Source organism: Roseovarius albus, from assembly GCF_900172335.1.
GTDB lineage: Bacteria > Pseudomonadota > Alphaproteobacteria > Rhodobacterales > Rhodobacteraceae > Roseovarius > Roseovarius albus.
Map to the genome: position 1 here is coordinate 27,386 of NZ_FWFX01000018.1, position 18,823 is coordinate 46,208.

Sequence of the window (18,823 nt, forward strand, 5' to 3'; positions counted from 1 at the left end):
TTTGACAGGTTTGATTGACTTGCCGCAGACGGCACAGGCAGTGATCGCACTGACAGTTGTGATCGGGATGTTCATCCTGTTCATCCGCGAAACCTATCCCACCGAAGTGGTCGCGATGTCAGGAGCGGCAACTTTGCTCGCTCTTGGTGTCTTGCCCTACGACGATGCCCTACAGGTACTGGCAAACCCAGCACCTTGGACCATTGCAGGCATGTTCGTGATCATGGGTGCTTTGGTACGAACTGGAGCGCTGGATGCATTTACATCTATCGCGGACAGTAAGGCGCGAACCAATCCGAAGCTTGCCGTCGTGATGTTGTTATCCTTTGTAGTCGTTGCCTCAGCTTTTGTCTCAAACACACCGGTTGTTGTGGTGATGATCCCTGTCGTCGTACAACTGGCAAAAACACTCGGGCTAACTGCTTCAAAAATGCTGATCCCTCTGAGCTATGCGGCCATTCTGGGTGGAACGCTGACACTTATTGGCACCTCAACCAACCTACTGGTCGACGGTGTAGCACGGACCCACGGACAAGAGCCATTTTCTATCTTTGAGGTTACGCCACTGGGCATTTGTCTGGTCATCTACGGTGCAATTTACTTACGTTTTGTTGCTCCATATCTGCTGCCCGATCGGGAAAGCATGGCGGATATGCTTTCAGATCGGTCAAAGATGAAGTTTTTCACTGAGGCCGTCATTCCACCAGATAGCAACCTCGTCGGACGCGAAGTACTGGGGGTGCAGTTGTTCAAGCGCGAAGGCGTGCGCTTGATTGACGTGATCCGAGGCGACCTCTCTTTGCGGCGCAACCTCCAAGGCGTTGAGTTGCAAGTCGGTGACCGGGTCGTCCTTAGAACTCGAATGACCGAATTGCTCAGCCTGCAGCGGGACAAAAGCCTGAAACGTATGGATCAGGTATCTGCCGTGGAAACCACCACTGTCGAAGTGCTGATCACCCCGGAATGCAAAATGGTGGGCCGCACCCTTGGCGCGCTACGTTTGCGTCGCCGGTTTGGCGTCTATCCACTCGCGGTACATCGCCGGAATCAAAATATTGGTCGCCAACTTGATGATCTTGTGGTCCGCGTCGGCGACACACTTTTGTTAGAAGGCGCACCAGAAGACATCCAACGCCTGTCGCGTGAAATGGATTTGCTCGACGTCTCGAAACCCTCGGCCCGTGCCTATCGCCGGAGTCACGCACCGCTGGCTGTCTTGGCGCTTGCGGGCATCGTCATCATGGCCGCCCTTGGCGTGGCTCCAATCTTGCTCCTGACCGTTGTCGCGATGGCCTTGACGCTCATCACGCGATGTATAGACGCTGATGAGGCCTTTTCCTTTGTTGATGGTCAATTGCTGGCCCTGATATTCTCAATGCTTACCGTCGGGGCCGCACTTGAAGCCTCTGGTGCGGTGGGCTTGATTGTCGGCGCACTCGCACCATTCCTCTCCATGCTCCCTGCCTTTTTGATCGTCTGGGCTGTTTACCTGTTGACCTCAGTTCTAACCGAACTGGTCAGTAACAACGCCGTCGCCGTGGTGGTTACGCCCATTGCCATCGGCCTTGCTGATGCCATGGGCATCGACGCGCGGCCACTGGTGGTTGCCGTCATGGTCGCCGCCAGCGCTAGTTTCGCTACACCAATCGGATATCAGACGAACACGATGGTTTACGGTCCAGGGGGGTATAAATTTACAGACTTCATGCGTGTAGGCATACCTTTGAATCTGACGATGGGCCTGCTGGCCTCGGCGTTGATTCCACTGCTCTGGCCGCTGTAATCGTCAACTTGGCAGTCAAATATAGAGCTTTGACGCGATCGAAAAGAACACAAGAACGCCAAACACATCATTGGATGTTGTGATGAAAATCCCAGTCGAGACCGCTGGATCAAGATTGAAGCGATCCAGAATGATGGGGACTACAGCACCGACAACACTAGCCAGGGTGGTCACTATGATGAGCGCCAACCCAGCTGATAGCGCCAGATAGAGTGGATCAGGTATATCAAAAATGAATTCCGCCGCTGCAATCAGAAAGGCCACAATCAACGCAACTGCGGCCCCATTCATGAGCGCACCCAGAACCTCTCGCCCCAAACGTCGCCAGATATCTCCTGGAGCAATAGCACCTGAAGCAAGCCCCTGGACCGAAAGTGTCGAGGCTTGAATGCCCGCGTTGCCTGCCATGGCCATCACAATAGGAATAAAACTTGCAAGAATAGCAGCCTCTTCCAGCGCATCCTCGTATGACCCAATCACAACAGCAGCTACTGACGCCCCGACCAAACCACCAGCGAGCCAGGGAAAGCGGCGGCGAACGATCTGTCGTGGAGTATCTTGCGAGGAAGCGTCAGGAGATATACCGAGCAAAAGCTTCATATCTTCATCGGCCTCTTCCTGCGCAATTTCTGAAACCTCTTCAGGCGTCACACTACCAATCAGATGCCCCTCACTGTCCCGTACAGCGATCACGCGCAAGCCACGAGAATTGGCCAATTGCAAAACGTCCTCTTGATCCGTTTCCGCATCTACGGCGATCAAGTCCTTGCGCACAACATCACCAACCAGCGTCTGATCGGGGAGCAAAAGCAAATCCCGTATCCGCAAGTAACCGATCAATTTCCGGTCGTCATCAACCACATAAATGGCGTCGAGTTGTTCAAGCTCTGTTGCAAACTTGCGCAGTTCCTCGGTCAACTCGCCGATCAAATGTTGGGGCAGCACCGAAACAAAGCGTCTGCGCATCACTGCGCCTGCAGTGTCGTCCTGCACATCGTAATCGATGACCGCGTCAGAGGATTTCCCGTCTGTGGCAACACCGTACCACTGTAAAGTGGGTTCAGATTTTTCAGTCACTCGTCATCCCTCAGCTAACCGTTTCTTCAATCTTACATGTTGATGATCTATCCAAGTAAACACTTACTTTGGCTAAGTGCGGTCCAATGATCAAAAAACATGACATGCTGGATCGGCGCCAAACCTATAGAAAGTTGCACCTTTAGTGACTCAATTGCCAATCATGTTCAACGGAGGCCCAAGCACACGCGCCTGAAGCCGGGTCAGAAACGCATTCTGTAAGCCGTCACGATCATTGAGACAGGCAGCAATGTTTAACTAAGCGAGAGTCTTTCGCTCATGGTAAACCAGAAAGGAATACGAGGTGAGAACGATTATGGGGTTTTCTTTCAAGTTGGCAGAACACGCCGGATAACAGGCATCCTTTCCAGTCCGACATATTTGATTCAGCTATACTGATGTTTAATGTCGCGCTAAATGCCGCCAGTTCTACGCAGAACGAGCATCGCGTTAATATCCTCAATTGCGATTTTCATAATTGTAGTATCGAGCTGAATTAGGCCCTCTCTACTGCGTTCAAAGTCTTCAATGGCTACCATTATGGCTGCCAAGGCAAGCGCAAAAACAAATGCCCGCCATGTAAGTTTTCTGCCACACAAGGCAGCATGGTTTCCTACAAAAAACAACGTTGCAGCTGCATACAGTAACACCATAAGTTTTGCAGCAGGAGGTATAGCGTCCAATCCAACAGCGAGGCGATAGGTATGAGTGTCAAGCACGTCAGTGACACCGCTCGCAACGTAAGTTTTTATTGGGGGCTCGGTGTTTCCCTTAATTGCGTTCATTGTCGCAGGCCAAAGTTTGCTTTGGATCTCGATGGTTGACTGCAGATACTCATTCAGCACTTCTTTAGATGCCATGATGTTTTCATCGGTGGCTCGAGTAATTGCGTATTCAGAAATCACTTCTTGTAGATTTAATTTTTCTGCTCCCTCCAATAAATCCGCGCGAAGAAAAGCAGTGGTTAGAGCTGCTGCTTCGTCAACTTGAGCAGCTTTGCGAGCCTGCGCATGGTTCAATGCGAAGCCAAATGTGAAGGCTGTCAGTAGCCCGAGGAGGGCTAACATGGCGCTCATTGTAGCAGCGCCTGGAATGCTCTTAGGTGGGTGTTCGTCGTAGCCTAACTTTTGATATATGCGATGTCCCGTAACCCAGCCAAGAAACGCGGACAGAGGTAAACTTAATAAGATTAAAAAAATTACAGCAACGAATGAAAAGTACTGCGTCGAGAGCACAATGCCTGTTTCGAGCATAAATCCTACCTCTTGTTCGACATATATGTCTAATTACATCGCCCTGATACGGGCCGCCTACCCTTAGCATGCGCATTGCATCGGAATTAATCAAATTTCAAATTGATCCTCAGTCCGGTGGTAATCAAGAATGCCCAGATGGCAAGCAAAGAATTGTGCAATCTTTTAAAGAATCTCGGTAATTGATCAGTTTTTATGCGGCTTCTTCGTACTTTTTGATTGTTTGCATACAATTGAATTTTGAGACAGGTTTGTCGGTCAGCGAGGATCATTTCAAGCCGGGGCGACCCAGACTAACCGAAATGAGCTTTAGCAAGCATGGTGTAGCTTCAATGAATTGCCCCTTAATTGCGTAGCTCAGCACGGACTCTGCCCGAAAGTCAGAGAGTCGCGGTTCGGGTGAAATGCGCCATCTGAGGAGAGTCCCTCGCTCCTGGCATTTTCAGCAAGCAAATACTTGAATTTTAGGTTAGAAAGTAGCTTGAAGGTCAACGCCTATCGACACTAAACAACAGGTTCTTTCTTGCTCAACGAACTCGCCCCTATCGAACTGATCGCCATCTTGGCTGCCGTGACTGACAATCAACCACGTGTAATGACGCTGCGCGGCGGTGAGGCCCTGCCCTCTGGTCCATTCGAATCCTCGCATCGTAGCCTGCAGAGCGGCTTGCGTGCCTGGATTGAAGCGCAGACTGGGCATCCGGTGGGCTATCTCGAACAGCTCTACACCTTTGCCGACAAGGATCGAGATCCGCGTTCCGAATACGCAGCCGCATCTCAGCGCATCTCGATCGGCTATCTCGGTCTGGTGCGCGAACAGGACGCCGCTGGAGCAGGACACCCGGCCTGGCACAGCTGGTATCAGTACTTCCCTTGGGAAGATCATCGCAATCGCAGCCCCGAGCAATTGCCGCGCATTACTAAGCGCCTTATCGTGTGGGCGGGTGACGATCCAATGCGAATTCAGCGTGTCGACTATCTTTTTGGCCTGAACGGCAAAGCCTGGAACGAGGAACTTGTACTGCAGCGCTACGAGCTGATGTATGAGGCTGGGCTGGTCGATGGCGCGGAATTCGGTCGCCCCATGGCGAGCGACAATCGCCGCATCCTCGCCACCGGAATCTCGCGCCTGCGGGCCAAAATCAAGTATTCACCGGTGGTGTTCGAACTCATGCCCGAGAGCTTCACCCTGCTACAGTTGCAGCGCACGGTCGAGGCGCTGTCTGGCTTGCACCTGCACAAACCCAATTTCCGCCGCCAGATCGATCAGCAGGAACTCGTTGAAGAGACCAGCGAAGTGTCCAGCGGCGCCAGCGGCCGCCCGGCGCGTCTCTTTCGTTATCGGCCGGCCATTCTTGAGGCCCGCATGTTATCGGGAGCGAGGTTGCCTCTCTCCAGGTCCTGAACCTCGCTTGACATAATCTCAAATCGAGAATAATCACAGCTTCGATGTACTCGATTCGAGTATAAATGGAGAAGCCAATGAGAGATTTTCGCCTTCCGGAGCTCTATGACCGGGTTAAGCAGATCATCCCGCAACCCGAATGGATGCTGTTTGAAGAGGATCTGGAAGCCATCCTCGAACTAAAACGCGAGAAGAATGCCGTTATCCTGGCCCACAACTACCAGACGCCGGAAATCTTTCACGGCGTCGCTGATATCATGGGCGACAGCCTTGCCTTGGCCCGCGAAGCAGTCGAGGTCGATGCCGATGTCATCGTGTTGGCCGGCGTGCATTTCATGGCCGAAACCGCCAAGTTGCTAAATCCCGAAAAAACAGTGCTGATCCCTGACACAGCGGCGGGCTGCTCGCTGGCGGATTCCATCACACCCGAGGATATTGCTCTTTTGCGCGAAGCCCACCCCGGAGTGCCAGTGATTACCTATGTTAACACTTCGGCAGCGGTAAAGGCGGCATCGGATATCTGTTGCACCTCGGGCAATGCGGTGAAGATCGTGGAATCCCTCGGTGTGCCGCGTGTGCTGATGATCCCTGACGAGTATCTCGCCAAAAATGTAGCCAAGGAAACCGATGTTGAACTGATCGCCTGGCATGGGCATTGTGAAGTGCACGAACTGTTCACTCCTGACGATGTCCGGGCCATGCGCGACGCATGGCCCGGAGTCACGGTGCTCGCCCATCCAGAATGTCCACCAGAGGTGGTGGCCGAAGCGGATTTCTCCGGTTCCACCGCCGTGATGTCGGATTTCGTTGGCGAGAGAAAACCGGCGAGAGTCTGCTTGCTGACTGAATGCTCGATGAGCGACAATGTGGCACTGAACCACCCGGAAGTAGAATTCGTACGCCCCTGCAACCTTTGCCCACATATGAAGCGCATCAGCTTGCGCAACATCCGCGAAGCACTGGAATTCAACCGTCACGAAGTCACCATTGACCCGGCCATTACCGAAGATGCGCGCCGCTCAGTGGAGCGGATGCTGGCGGTGAAATGATCCAACTCGAAGGGCTTCATGGCCTGACCGCCATCATCGGTGGTGGAATTGCCGGGCTGATGGCAGCACTGGAACTTGCACCGCAACCGGTGGTTCTGATCACACGCGCAGAGCTGGGGCAGGAATGCTCCAGCGCCTGGGCGCAAGGGGGAATTGCCGCCGCCCTAGACGCTAATGACGGTCCTGCTCAACATCTTGCCGATACATTGCGGGCTGGGGATGGTCTATGCGACGAAACCATCGCCTCGGGTATTCTCTCTAAAGCACAAGATGCAATCACCATTTTGGAGAGTCATGGTGTTCGCTTCGACAGAGCCGCAGATGGTGCTTTTGCCTTTGGGCACGAGGCTGCACATTCCCACTGCCGCATCCTACATGTGGGCGGCGACCGCACCGGCGTCGAAATTACGTCTGCCCTGACAAGGGCCGTGATGCACTGCCCCTCGATCATTTGCCTAACCGGTGTCGAAGCCCGGCGGTTGGTGACGTCCGACGGGCGCGTAACCGGTATTCATTTGCAAAAAGATGGTCATACCGAGGTTCTGCGCACCGCTCAGGTCATCATGGCAACAGGTGGTTGCGGTGGTTTGTTCGAGGCCAGTACCAACCCTGCGGGCAATTTTGGCCAGGGTGTTATGATGGCGGCGCGCGCCGGGGCGGCCTTGCGTAATGTGGAATTCATGCAGTTTCACCCCACTGCACTGGATACCCCGCAAACTCCACTGGCTTTGGTGAGCGAAGCCGTTCGAGGTGAGGGTGCGACCCTGATCAACCAAACTGGCGAGCGCTTCATGGCACATGTTCCGGGCGCTGAACTGGCCCCGCGCGACGTGGTTGCTCGTGCGGTGCATCAGGTCATCTCCGATGGCGGGCGAGCATTTCTTGACGCCCGCGCAGCGCTTGGGTCCGGTTTTGCCCAGCGTTTCCCTGGCATTCATGCCCTGTGCGCCAGCAATGGTATTGACCCGGCACTCGAACCAATCCCGATACGCCCGGCGGCGCACTACCATATGGGCGGCATCGCCGTTGACAAGGACGGACGCAGCACCCTTTCCGGCCTTTGGGCTATTGGCGAATGTGCGGATACTGGCCTGCACGGTGCCAACCGTCTTGCCAGCAACTCTTTGCTGGAAGCTGTGGTCATGGGGCGCCGTTCTGCGCGCGACATTGCCGGGCGAAAGATGCGAACCCTGCAGACATCCCCCGACCCTGATTTTTTGCCCGTTTCCAACCTTAGCTCTGTCCGTCCTTTGGTTTCGCAACATCTGGGGGTGATCCGCGACGGCATGGGGCTACGCCGTGCCATCTCGGATCTGTTGCCGTTGGTCGAAACTGGCGGTTGCGCCTCTGACCCGGCCCTCGTGGCACTTTCAATCGCGGTCTTTGCCGATCTGCGTCGAGAATCGCGTGGTGGGCATTGCCGCAGCGATTTTCCTTACGCTGCGCCCGAAGCTCAATCAAATATGATGACCCTGTCCGAGATCCTGATCCATGCGCACTCGGCCAGCCAAGAACCCCTGTTGAGGACCGCCTGAACTATGACCGATATGCCCCTTGCACCGTTGCCCCGACTATTGCTAGAGCCGGTGATCCGCCGTGCGCTTGATGAGGACCTAGGCCTCGCCGGTGACGTCACCGCCACCGCGGTCATTCCAACAGATCACACCTCGGAAGTTGTGGCCCGCGCACGTCAATCTGGCTGCATTGCCGGTCTGGACTGTGCCGAACTGGCCTGCGCTCTGGTTGATCCGGCCATCAAAATAATCCGCAATGTCGATGACGGCGATCCTGTCGCGCCTGGCACGGTGATTGCAACTTTCGTGGGGCCGTCACGAAGCCTTCTAATCGCCGAGCGCACCTTGCTCAACTTCATGGGACACCTATCGGGTATCGCCAGTGTAACTGCTGATCTGGTGCGCCGAATTGAAGGCACGCGCGCTGCCATCGTCTGCACCCGCAAGACGACTCCAGGTCTGCGCGCGCTTGAAAAATATGCCGTGCGTGCAGGAGGTGGTATGAACCACCGCTATTCCCTGAGTGACGCTATCCTAATCAAGGACAACCATATCGCCATTGCCGGTGGCGTTAAACCGGCCCTAAGTAGGGCCAAGCGGGCGGTTGGTCATATGGTCAAGATCGAGATCGAGGTCGATACGCTGGAGCAACTGGCTCAGGTATTGGCACTCGGTGTCGATGCGGTGCTGCTCGACAACATGGACTTGGCAACCCTGCGCGAGGCGGTAAGAATGATCGACGGGCGGGCCATTGCCGAAGCCTCGGGTGGTATAACCCCGGACAGTGTGAGGGCAACCGCTGAAACCGGGGTCGACCTGATCTCGATGGGCTGGATCACTCACAGTGCGCCCAGTCTCGATATCGGTTTGGATTTCGTCGCAAAGCGCGGCTGAGCTTGAAGTTCGGCCTTGAATAGATACAGGGTTCCGAATTGAAGAGGTTGTAAACTGAGGCATAAAGGGATGCGAATTTCTGTAAACTTCGCATACGCCTAAAGCGAAGCATTGCCTGCTCTCGTCGTCGAAACGGAAGATGTGAAATTTCCACGCAATTGTTTAAACGCCGGCCAGTTATCAGCCGACCGTCAGACTACGTTCCTTCGGTGATGCATTGAAGGAACGTAGTCTGTCGGTCACAAGCTCCTTTGGTTGTCCGTGCTTGAGCATTACTGTCTTTAGGAATATTCAAGCTGCTTTCTTGTCGCGTTTCATGGCCACGAAGATTGCCAACATCGCACCATCCTGATCAATGGCTCACCAAAGATAGTGCCGCTCGCCATTGAACTTCACGAAACACTCATCCAAATGCCAGCGCCATTTTCTGGATTCCATTCCCGGCATCCGTCGCTTATCGATCGCGGCGACGAAGGTTGGGCCGATCCCGTCCCACAAAAATCGTACCGTTTCATGGTTGATCTCGATCCCTCGTTCATGCAGCAAATCTTCGACATTGCGCAGCAAGGGAGATGCGTATGTACCACATAACGTTCAAGCGGATGATCTCAGGGCGCCTTTTGAAGCACTCGACTAGGGAGCTTTTCCTCTTGGCGAGATGCTAGTTTACCTTCCTACCCGCTTCAAATTGGGTTTCTCTAGCAATGCCGACTTGCAATATCTGGACAATCAGAAAATTATCTTTACAAAATTGGTACCACTTTGACCGCTTAGTCCGGAGTATCGCACTTGTCCCTATTCCTCATCGCGGCCCTTCCCTTTCTCGGCGCAGTCTTCCCCGCCTTGTTGATCCGGGCTGGTAGAAACGCAGCGGCGTCTGCTGCGGGCCTCACCACTTTTCTTGCGCTTGTGGGCCTTTTGATTCACATCCCCAGCGTCATGCGGGGCGACGTCGTTACAGCCCGATTTGATTGGATCCCAGAGCTAGGGCTGAACGCCAACTTCATGCTGGATGGACTGGGATTTCTATTTGCCCTGCTAATCCTCGGAATTGGCTTGCTGATTATTCTATACGCGCGCTTCTACCTTTCGCGCGAAGACCCGATGGGTCAATTCTATACTTATCTTCTGCTTTTCCAGGGCGCGATGGTGGGAATCGTCCTTTCTGACAATATCCTTCTTCTGCTCGTTTTCTGGGAGCTTACATCTCTCAGTTCATTCCTGTTGATTGGCTATTGGAAACACCTGCCCGAGGGGCGACAGGGTGCAAGGATGGCGTTAGCTGTCACCGGGTCGGGTGGATTGGCGATGATCGCAGGGATGCTGATCCTCGGCAATATCGTAGGATCTTATGACCTGAGCATCATTTTGCAAAACAAGGACCTGATCCAAGGCTCACCCTATTATCTGCCTGCTCTAATCCTGATCCTACTGGGCTGCTTCACCAAATCAGCGCAGTTTCCCTTTCACTTTTGGCTGCCGCACGCGATGGCCGCGCCGACGCCGGTTTCGGCCTACCTGCACTCTGCAACGATGGTGAAGGCCGGGCTATTCCTAATGGCACGGATGTGGCCGGTACTGGCTGGCACAGACGCCTGGTTTTACATTGTCGCAACGACCGGACTGGTGACCATGCTGATCGGTGCCGTGATCGCCCTGTTCAAGGATGACCTCAAAGCGCTACTAGCGTTTTCGACCGTTTCGCACCTTGGTCTTGTCACGATGCTGCTGGGGTTTGGCACCAAGTTCGCTGCTGTTGCAGCCATACTCCACATCATCAACCACGCAACATTCAAAGCCGCTTTGTTCATGACCGCAGGAATTATCGACCATGAAACTGGTACACGGGATGTGAAAAAGCTGGGCGGTTTGCGGCACCTTATGCCGATTACCTTTACAATTGGGACGATTGCAGCCCTATCGATGGCAGGTCTGCCGCCGCTAAATGGCTTCCTGTCCAAAGAGATGATGTTGGAAGAGACGGCCCACACCACGTGGCTGGACTCACATTATTTAGTACCTGGTCTTGCGGTCCTAGCGGCGCTGTTCTCGGCAGCCTATTCCTTCCGCTTTGTGAGCCATGTCTTTTTGGGCCCAACGCGAGAGGACTATCCCGCACATCCACATGATCCTCCGGTTGGGCTTTGGTTGGCACCGGCCTTCCTCGTCGTGCTGGTGGTACTAATCGGCCTTTATTCCGCAGCAATCGTCGGGCCATTGGTGGCCGTGGTCTCCAGTGCTGTCATCGGCGGAGAGAAACTGCCCTACTACTCGCTTAAAATTTGGCACGGGTTTACACCGGCCCTGTACATGTCGATCGTTGCGACCCTGGGCGGTCTGTTCCTGCTGAGCCTGCACAAACGAGGTGAACAGCTATGGAATGCATTACCCCGCCCTGAGGCAAAAGTGATTTTCGATGCTGTCATCCGCTCTATGACAACATTGAGCCGCTGGATCACGGACGAATTGCACAATGGTGTCATCAGCCGGTACGCAATCATCTTCGTCGCCTTTACGGTCGGCTTGGGGTATTACGCCTATTCTACAGGTACTATTGGTGTCGCAACTCGTGACCCCCTGCCCGCTCAGATTATTCCGATTATCGGATGGATCTGTTTGGTTGGTGCGACGCTCGCGATCATGTGGTTTCACCGCAACCGACTATTGTCGCTTGTTCTAATTGGGGTCGTTGGCCTGATCGTGTCAATTGCTTTCAACTATCTGTCGGCTCCGGATCTTGCCCTGACACAGATCTCGGTCGAGGTGGTGACGATGATTTTGCTGCTGTTGTCCCTTAACTTTCTGCCAACAGAAACACCTTGGGACAGTTCGGCACCACGGCGATGGCGAGATGCTGTGATTTCCGTATTTGCGGGTCTGGGGGCTGGTGCTTTGATCTACGCCCTCATGTTGCGAGATTTTGCCTTTCCGACAATCTCAGATTTCCATTTGGCCAATTCTTACAAAGGTGGCGGCGGAACCAACGTAGTCAACGTGATCCTCGTGGATTTCCGGGGCTTTGATACCTTTGGCGAGATCATCGTTTTGGGTATTGCCGCTCTGATCATTTTCGCGCTGACCGAATCTGTACTTGGAACAAATGTTCGCGCTTATCTTCTGAACCGAAAGCCACATTGGCCTCAATCCGGTGACTCGCATCCCCTTATGATGGTGGTGGTGACCCGCGTTATGATGCCGATTGCGCTAATGGTTGGCGCTTACATCTTCTTCCGGGGACACAATCAACCGGGTGGTGGCTTCATTGCAGGTTTGATTGTCGCCATTGCGTTCCTGATGCAATACATGGCCAGTGGTTACACATGGGCGATTGAACGACAAAGATTTTACTATCACGGCTGCATCGGCTGGGGTGTCTTGATTGCCGCAGCGACGGGGATAGGCGCGTGGTTCAACGAAAGGCCTTTCCTGACAAGCGACTTTGGTTACATCAATTGGCCGCCTTTGGAAGAGTTTGAATGGGCGACTGCCATGCTGTTCGACACAGGTGTGTTCCTTGCCGTATTGGGGGCCGTCATGCTGGCACTGGAAAGCCTGTCCCGCTTTGCGTGGCAGCCAGGCATGGCACAGGAATTCCCGATGGATATCAACCCGCTGCGTGATAATCCGCCAGAAGAAGATCAAGAGAAGGAGCAGGCCTGATGGAAGCGCTGGTAGCCTCTGCCGTAGGTGTTATGACAGCCGCGGGAATATTCTTGATCCTTCGGCGTCGAACCTTCCCGGTTATCCTGGGTTTGTCTTTGATCACTTATGCGGTGAACGTGTTTTTGTTTGCGACTGGACGCCTTGCACTGAACGCGCCTCCAGTTTTGAATAAATACGCGGACGTACCCTATACCGATCCGCTGCCGCAGGCTCTGGTTTTGACAGCCATCGTGATTTCTTTTGGCATGACAGCGGTGATCGTGATGATCGCGCTCAGTGCCTATCTTTCCTCAAAGGATGACCATATCGACATGACTGCGCAAGATTGCGTGGACAATGCAGGAGAAGACGCATGAACCACTGGATCGTTGCGCCGATCGTCCTGCCCGCGGTCCTGGCCCCGTTTATCGTTATGGTCCTGCGATATCACTTGGACTTGCAACGCATTTTTTCGGTCGCTGGCGTGATTGGTCTGCTGGGGATTGCCCTGACGATCACCGCTCAAGCCTCGGGTGGGGATATACAGGTCTACGAACTTGGTGACTGGCCTGCGCCATTCGGCATTGTCCTTGTTCTCGATCGCATGTCAGCGATGATGGTGTTGCTAACTGCGCTGTTGGCTTTGCCAATTGTCCTTTACGCAATTGCCTCGGGTTGGGATAATCGGGGGAAACATTTCCACGCCTTGTTCCACTTTCAACTGATGGGCGTGTGCGGTGCCTTCTTGACCGGGGATGCCTTTAACCTGTTTGTATTCTTCGAAGTCCTGTTGATTGCGTCCTACGGGTTGATGACACATGGCGGCGGGTCTGTTCGTTTGAAAGCCGGGGTGCAATACGTCACCTATAATTTGCTGGGCTCAACCCTGTTTTTGTTCGCCTTAGGAACGATATATGCAGTGACGGGAACGCTAAACATGGCAGATATTGCCGTGCGGGTAGCCGAATTGCCTGCTGAAGATACTGCCCTATTGCGTGTTGGCGCTGTACTATTATTGCTGGTTTTCTGCATCAAAGCAGCTGTTTTGCCATTACACTTCTGGCTACCGGCCAGTTATGCCAACGCTCCCCTACCAGTCGCGGCATTGTTCGCAATCATGACCAAAATTGGCGCATATTCCATTCTGCGCGTTTATACACTGGCATTCGGCCCCGAGGTCGCCGCTACAGAAGGACTGATTGGCGAGTGGCTACAACCTGCAGCGTTGTTAACGCTTGCCGTTGGTGTGGTTGGTATCTTAGGCGCCCAACACATCGCACGCATGGTGGCATTTTGTGCTATTGCCTCGATGGGGACATTGCTGATCGCGATCTCACTGTTCACACCGCAGGCCGCGGCGGCGGCGCTGTATTACATCTTTCATTCCACATTAGCGACAGCCTTAATGTTCCTTGTGGCAGATATGGTAATGGAACGGCGAGGTGGCTCGATTGCGCCCAAGTCACCGATGCCCCAAAGCGGGTTAATCTCGGCACTTTTCTTTGTCGGTGCCGTAGCGCTAGCGGGTATGCCGCCGCTGTCCGGCTTTATCGGCAAGCTGCTGGTTTTGGATGCCGCGCGCGACGCAGCCGACGCGCGCGCCATCTGGGCCGTAGTCCTGATCGGCTCTTTCATTACCATCGTTGGACTGGCACGGGCCGGATCGTTGATCTTCTGGAAAAGCCAGAGCGCAGAATATGCGCCCGAGGGAGATAGCGAAGATGTCCCCACACCAGAGCCGCTACCGGGCCTGGCATTCACGGCGATATTCGGCGCAGTACTGGGGCTGGTTCTGTTGACCTTGTTTGCGGGCCCTGCCCTTGAATATACACGAAAAACTGCTGAACAATTGTTCGCACCAGAACACTACATCGCCGCCGTTTTGGGGGAGGAAGGTTAATGAAACTGCTTCGCCGAATTTTCCCTCACCCTCATCTAACTCTTTTGCTGACAGTGGTTTGGATGCTGCTTGCGAACAAACCTTCGCTGAACTCTTTGGTCTTCGGCCTGATACTTGGTGTGATTATCCCTTTCATAACGCAACCCTACTGGCCGGACCGCCCCAAGCTTCGCAACTGGCCGATGATTGCGGAATATATGCTGGTGGTTTTGTGGGATATCGTGATGGCCAATATCACGGTCGCACGCATTATCCTGTTCAAACGCGATGCCGACCGTCAACCCAACTGGGTCAGCATCCCATTGGAACTGCGCACGCCCGAGGCAATCACTGTCCTGGCTGGAACCATCACTATGACTCCGGGGACAGTTAGTTGCGATCTGTCGGCACAAGGGCATAACCTGTTGGTCCATTGCCTTGATGCCCCCGACCCCGATGAAGTCCGCGACCAGATCAAACAACGTTATGAACGCCGTCTAAAGGAGATTTTCGAATGATCGATTTTGCAATCTACTTTGCTTTCGCCTGTTTCGGTGCCGCGATCATGATGTGTCTATGGCGGATAATTACTGCGGATGGGGTCGGCACTCGTGTTCTGGCTCTAGATACCATGGTTATCAACATGATCGCCCTGATTATTCTGTACGGTCTGGATCAGGGGACTGAAATCTTTTTCGAAGCCGCCATGATTATCGCCATGCTTGGCTTTGTTTCAACAGTGGCCTACGCGCGGTTTATGCTGCGCGGCAACATCATCGAGTGAGGGCGGAATGGGATTCATTTTCGAAATTCTGATTGCCTTATTCCTGATCATGTCGGGAATATTTGGATTTGTAGGGTCCTTTGGGATGATAAAACTGAAAGATCCGATGTCCCGGCTGCATGCACCGACAAAGGCGACAACTTTGGGTGTTGGCGGTGTTCTGCTGGCTTCGATTTTCCACTCTGTGTTTATTGAGCAGCACTTGTCGCTCCACGAACTTTTGATTACTCTGTTTTTGTTCCTGACGGCTCCGATCACGGCCCTTTTCATCGCCAAATGGCATATTCATCGCCACGAAAAACCCAGTGACCTTCCCGATGCTGGAGAAGACGCGCTGTGGGCCACCCATGCCGTCGAACAAGTTGAGAATGTACCGGACCACAGCAAGAATTGAGGTCCAATGGCATCAGCGTAAAAGTGGAGAACGGACATACGACATCACGGCTAGGCGTATAAACTCGGGACTGGTCTTAAAGTATTTGTATGGTGCTCTTTTCGTTAGAAACGAACACGAAATCACCACCCTGCTCGCTTCAACCTGCGTTCCTCTGACAATGCCCATCAGAAGTAATCTCTAGGCGTAACTTAATTCTGCAACTATTTTGATGCTATGGAACACATGGTCAAGCTCACCGACTGGATGATTCAAGAAGGTCGTTGCGCGGACGACCCTGTCAAAGTCGTGTCGCATTTTTGCTCTGCACTGATTGAAGCCGGTGTGCCGCTTTGGCGTGCCAATATTGGTCAGCGTTTCGCCAATCCCTTGCTTATTGCTTGGGGCGTAGTTTGGACACCTGATGGAGCTGAAAGCTATGACGTCACTCATGAAACGACGCTGACAGATAGCTACGTTGGCAGTTCATTCGAGTACATCTTGCAGCACAAAAAGCCCCTGCACAAAAGTCTGCGCCAACTTGACCCCGAAACTGAACACATCTCGTATGTAGAATTCGCCGAGCTTGGAGGCACAGACTACTACGCCACCCTGCTCTACTATGGTGATGGATCGCTGCACGGCTGTACGTTTGTGACGCAGGATCAGGATGGGTTCTTGCCGCAGCATCTCGAGATGATCGAAGCGACATTACCTGCTCTGTCCTGTGCGCTTGAACCCGTGACCATGCGCAAGTCATCCAAAAGCCTCTTGCGTACGTATCTCGGGCATGGCCCGTCCGAAGCCGTTTGGAACGGCACCATCAAACGCGGAGAACGCACAACCATTGAGGCCGTAGTCATGTTCTCTGACTTACGTGGCTTTACCGCAATGTCAGACAATTCACCCGAAGAACGTGTTTTTGAGGCGCTAAACGGGTACTTTGACTTGGTTGTTCAGTCCGTCGAGGAACATGGGGGCGACGTTCTTAAGTTCATGGGAGACGGAATTCTTTCAATTTTTCCGATTTCAGACCGCGCCAATCGTGCAAAACAGTGTGGAAACGCAGCGCGCGCTGCACAAGATGCAATCGCCGGTCTTACTGCTCTCAACGTCAATCGAAACCAAGCCAACCAGCCGTCGTTGGACTTCGGTGTCGGGATTAATGTTGGACAAGTCAGTTATGGCAACATCGGAAGCCCCGGCAGGCTAGATTTCACTGTGCTTGGCGGAGCGGTCAATCTAGCAAGCCGGATTGAAGGGTTGACCAAAACAGTTGGTTCCAGAATTTTAGCCACTGCGGCTGTAGCAAATGTTTCTCCTGATCTGTTTTCCCCCTGCGGCTCATACGCAATACGTGGCCTAGCTGATCCAATAGAGTTGTTCACGCTTATCGAGCCACCTCATTAAACAAAGACGGAAGGTCTAGGCAGCGAAGTACGATTGATTTGGAGCTTGTGTGCGGTGCGAGCGAAGAAACCACATGTTTTCACATAGAAGAATAGTGAAGCCGTTAAACGTCTAGGTTGGTTGATAAGACCTCAACTTATGCTAAGCTGCCTCGGAGCCTTTCAGCGATGTTGGGAATGCAATAATGTTCGATCCCGCCACAGTGTTGGCTGCTGTTTTTGGCGATCACCTTGCTGAAACTTACATGCAAGCTTTTCCGGATCAGAAGACACAGTACGCAGATTTCTTAAATTGTACTGCGCGCAAGACACTCGAACATATTAGTACTTCCGACGCACCATATCACAATTCAGAACATACGATGATGGTCACGCTGGTTGGCCAGCAGATCATTATGGGACAGCATAAAACAAGCACCGTGCATCCAGAGGATTGGTTGCATTACATCGTGGCTCTTTTAATCCATGACATCGGTTTTACGCGCGGCGCTTGCGATGGAGACACGTCCAATGAGGTGGTCATCAACGATACCGGAGAGCGGGTTTTCCCGCCACGCGGAGCCACCGATGCCTACCTTGCGCCCTACCATGTTGATCGAGGCAAGATTTATGCCCGCCACCGCTTTGCGGGGAGTGATCTCATAGACCCGGAGCGTATCGCACAGGCCATCGAATACACTCGCTTTCCCGTGCCAGATGATCCAGCTTTTGCCTGCTTAGAGAGCGAACCTGCGCTGGTGCGGGCTGCGGACTTGATTGGTCAGATTGCTGATCCCTACTATTTTCGAAAGATCAGCGGACTTTACCAAGAATTCGTGGAAACTGGCTTTGCGTCGAAACTTGGCTATAGCTCGCCTATGGATTTGCTAGAGCAGTTTCCGAAATTTTTTCATCAACAGGTAGAACCATTGATTGGCCCGGCACTTGAGCATCTGGGGAAAACCCCAGACGGCAAAGAATTGATTAAGCAACTCTATAGCCGTGTGTCTCAAGTCTCTTGCCGTGAAAACACACTTGGACCATTCTCTGGTCCTTGGGGGGCGACGAGCCTTGAGGGCGACGATTAAATCAGCCGCATTGAGAAAGGGAATATCCCCAGCTGGTTTTACTCGGACTAAGTCTCCTGCGTTTGCGCTGCGTTCGCCACAAGCCGCTTGGTGACCAAACGCATTACGCCCATGGCGAATTTGGGATCTTCATATTGCAATCGCGTAAAGCGCTTTTCGTTGAGTTCGTAAACCACCGTATCCTCCACGCATCGAACCGTCGCCATTCGCGCGGCACTGCTGTTGAAGAACGCCATCTCGCCAAAAATATTTCCTGCAGGCACGGTTACATTTTGACCCTCGATTTCAACACGGCCCTCGGCCAGATAATAAAGGCTGTCAACCGGATCGCCCTTTTCGAAAAGGACGTCGCCCGACTGAATGACACGTTTCTTGCCATAAGCCATGGCGGCAGAGAAATCAGGTTCCGACTCGTCCGTCATATGCGTCACCAATCTGCGTAGCGCGATGAGTTCATAGAGGCGATAAGCGTTGACGGCGAGCAAAATCACTTCAATCGCCAGGAGCGGCCAGATTTGAAACAAAGCGCTATAAATGATGAAGCAGGTTGACGACAAGATCACGAGGACACGCAGCCAGACCATCGAAGTCATGGAGAACGTCGCCAATTTTAACAAAACAGCGATCCATCCAACGGCCTCGATAGTGTGGTGTGTGGTTATAAATTCCATTGGCCTAATCTCCTAATGCGCCG

The 18,823-nt window shown here is 53.3% G+C and carries 16 protein-coding genes and 1 pseudogene; 13 read left to right on the forward strand and 4 right to left on the reverse strand.

Annotated features, from left to right (window positions below; genetic code table 11):
* Positions 1–10 precede the first annotated feature (10 nt).
* Positions 11–1,783, forward strand: a complete 1,773-nt coding sequence (locus ROA7450_RS19270) for an SLC13 family permease (protein ID WP_085807626.1) — start codon at positions 11–13, stop codon at positions 1,781–1,783.
* Positions 1,784–1,798: 15 nt separating this feature from the next.
* On the opposite strand, the gene ROA7450_RS19275 is transcribed toward ROA7450_RS19270, so the two are convergent.
* Positions 1,799–2,860 (reverse strand): magnesium transporter, encoded by a 1,062-nt coding sequence (locus ROA7450_RS19275; protein ID WP_085807595.1) that lies wholly within the window; start codon positions 2,858–2,860, stop codon positions 1,799–1,801.
* 413 nt (positions 2,861–3,273) lie between these two features.
* Entirely contained in the window at positions 3,274–4,113 is an 840-nt protein-coding gene (locus tag ROA7450_RS19280) for a hypothetical protein (RefSeq protein ID WP_085807596.1), read from the reverse strand.
* Between the two features lie 523 nt (positions 4,114–4,636).
* On the opposite strand from ROA7450_RS19280, the gene ROA7450_RS19285 reads away from it, so the two are divergent.
* From ROA7450_RS19285 to nadC, 4 genes are all read left to right on the forward strand, one after another.
* Positions 4,637–5,518, forward strand: coding sequence for an NUDIX hydrolase (locus tag ROA7450_RS19285; RefSeq protein WP_085807597.1), 882 nt, complete (start codon positions 4,637–4,639; stop codon positions 5,516–5,518).
* Positions 5,519–5,595: 77 nt separating this feature from the next.
* The gene (gene nadA / locus ROA7450_RS19290; protein WP_143534540.1) at positions 5,596–6,567 is read left to right on the forward strand and encodes a quinolinate synthase NadA; all 972 of its coding nucleotides are present in this window, start codon (positions 5,596–5,598) and stop codon (positions 6,565–6,567) included.
* On the forward strand, positions 6,564–8,102 hold the full coding sequence (locus ROA7450_RS19295) for an L-aspartate oxidase (RefSeq protein WP_085807599.1): 1,539 nt from the start codon (positions 6,564–6,566) through the stop codon (positions 8,100–8,102). Before nadA ends, ROA7450_RS19295 begins: the two co-directional genes overlap by 4 nt.
* 3 nt (positions 8,103–8,105) lie before the next feature.
* Positions 8,106–8,975, forward strand: a complete 870-nt coding sequence (nadC, locus tag ROA7450_RS19300) for a carboxylating nicotinate-nucleotide diphosphorylase (protein WP_234999601.1) — start codon at positions 8,106–8,108, stop codon at positions 8,973–8,975.
* On the opposite strand, the pseudogene ROA7450_RS19305 reads toward nadC, so the two are convergent.
* Positions 8,917–9,582: pseudogene (locus tag ROA7450_RS19305) on the reverse strand (IS6 family transposase). The gene nadC and the pseudogene ROA7450_RS19305 sit on opposite strands and share 59 nt — an antisense overlap.
* 182 nt (positions 9,583–9,764) lie before the next feature.
* Here ROA7450_RS19305 and ROA7450_RS19310 point away from each other — a divergent pair.
* From ROA7450_RS19310 to ROA7450_RS19345, 8 genes are all read left to right on the forward strand, one after another.
* Positions 9,765–12,635 carry a monovalent cation/H+ antiporter subunit A gene (locus ROA7450_RS19310; protein WP_085807600.1) on the forward strand — a complete coding sequence of 957 codons (2,871 nt, stop codon included), beginning with the start codon at positions 9,765–9,767 and terminating at the stop codon, positions 12,633–12,635.
* Entirely contained in the window at positions 12,635–12,994 is a 360-nt protein-coding gene (locus ROA7450_RS19315; protein ID WP_085807601.1) for a Na+/H+ antiporter subunit C, read from the forward strand. Before ROA7450_RS19310 ends, ROA7450_RS19315 begins: the two co-directional genes overlap by 1 nt.
* Positions 12,991–14,517: a monovalent cation/H+ antiporter subunit D gene (locus ROA7450_RS19320; protein ID WP_085807602.1), complete on the forward strand. Its 1,527-nt coding sequence runs from the start codon at positions 12,991–12,993 to the stop codon at positions 14,515–14,517. The genes ROA7450_RS19315 and ROA7450_RS19320 overlap by 4 nt, the downstream gene beginning before the upstream one ends.
* A complete protein-coding gene (locus ROA7450_RS19325) occupies positions 14,517–15,014 on the forward strand; it encodes a Na+/H+ antiporter subunit E (protein ID WP_085807603.1) in 498 nt (165 codons plus the stop codon). Before ROA7450_RS19320 ends, ROA7450_RS19325 begins: the two co-directional genes overlap by 1 nt.
* On the forward strand, positions 15,011–15,280 hold the full coding sequence (locus tag ROA7450_RS19330) for a K+/H+ antiporter subunit F (RefSeq protein WP_085807604.1): 270 nt from the start codon (positions 15,011–15,013) through the stop codon (positions 15,278–15,280). Before ROA7450_RS19325 ends, ROA7450_RS19330 begins: the two co-directional genes overlap by 4 nt.
* A 7-nt stretch (positions 15,281–15,287) precedes the next feature.
* Positions 15,288–15,674 carry a Na+/H+ antiporter subunit G gene (locus tag ROA7450_RS19335; protein WP_085807605.1) on the forward strand — a complete coding sequence of 129 codons (387 nt, stop codon included), beginning with the start codon at positions 15,288–15,290 and terminating at the stop codon, positions 15,672–15,674.
* A gap of 225 nt (positions 15,675–15,899) precedes the next feature.
* On the forward strand, positions 15,900–17,063 hold the full coding sequence (locus tag ROA7450_RS19340) for an adenylate/guanylate cyclase domain-containing protein (RefSeq protein WP_234999602.1): 1,164 nt from the start codon (positions 15,900–15,902) through the stop codon (positions 17,061–17,063).
* A gap of 184 nt (positions 17,064–17,247) precedes the next feature.
* Positions 17,248–18,129 carry a hypothetical protein gene (locus tag ROA7450_RS19345; protein ID WP_085807607.1) on the forward strand — a complete coding sequence of 294 codons (882 nt, stop codon included), beginning with the start codon at positions 17,248–17,250 and terminating at the stop codon, positions 18,127–18,129.
* Positions 18,130–18,176: 47 nt separating this feature from the next.
* On the opposite strand, the gene ROA7450_RS19350 is transcribed toward ROA7450_RS19345, so the two are convergent.
* Positions 18,177–18,800 (reverse strand): Crp/Fnr family transcriptional regulator, encoded by a 624-nt coding sequence (locus ROA7450_RS19350; protein ID WP_085807608.1) that lies wholly within the window; start codon positions 18,798–18,800, stop codon positions 18,177–18,179.
* Between the last annotated feature and the right edge of the window lie 23 nt (positions 18,801–18,823).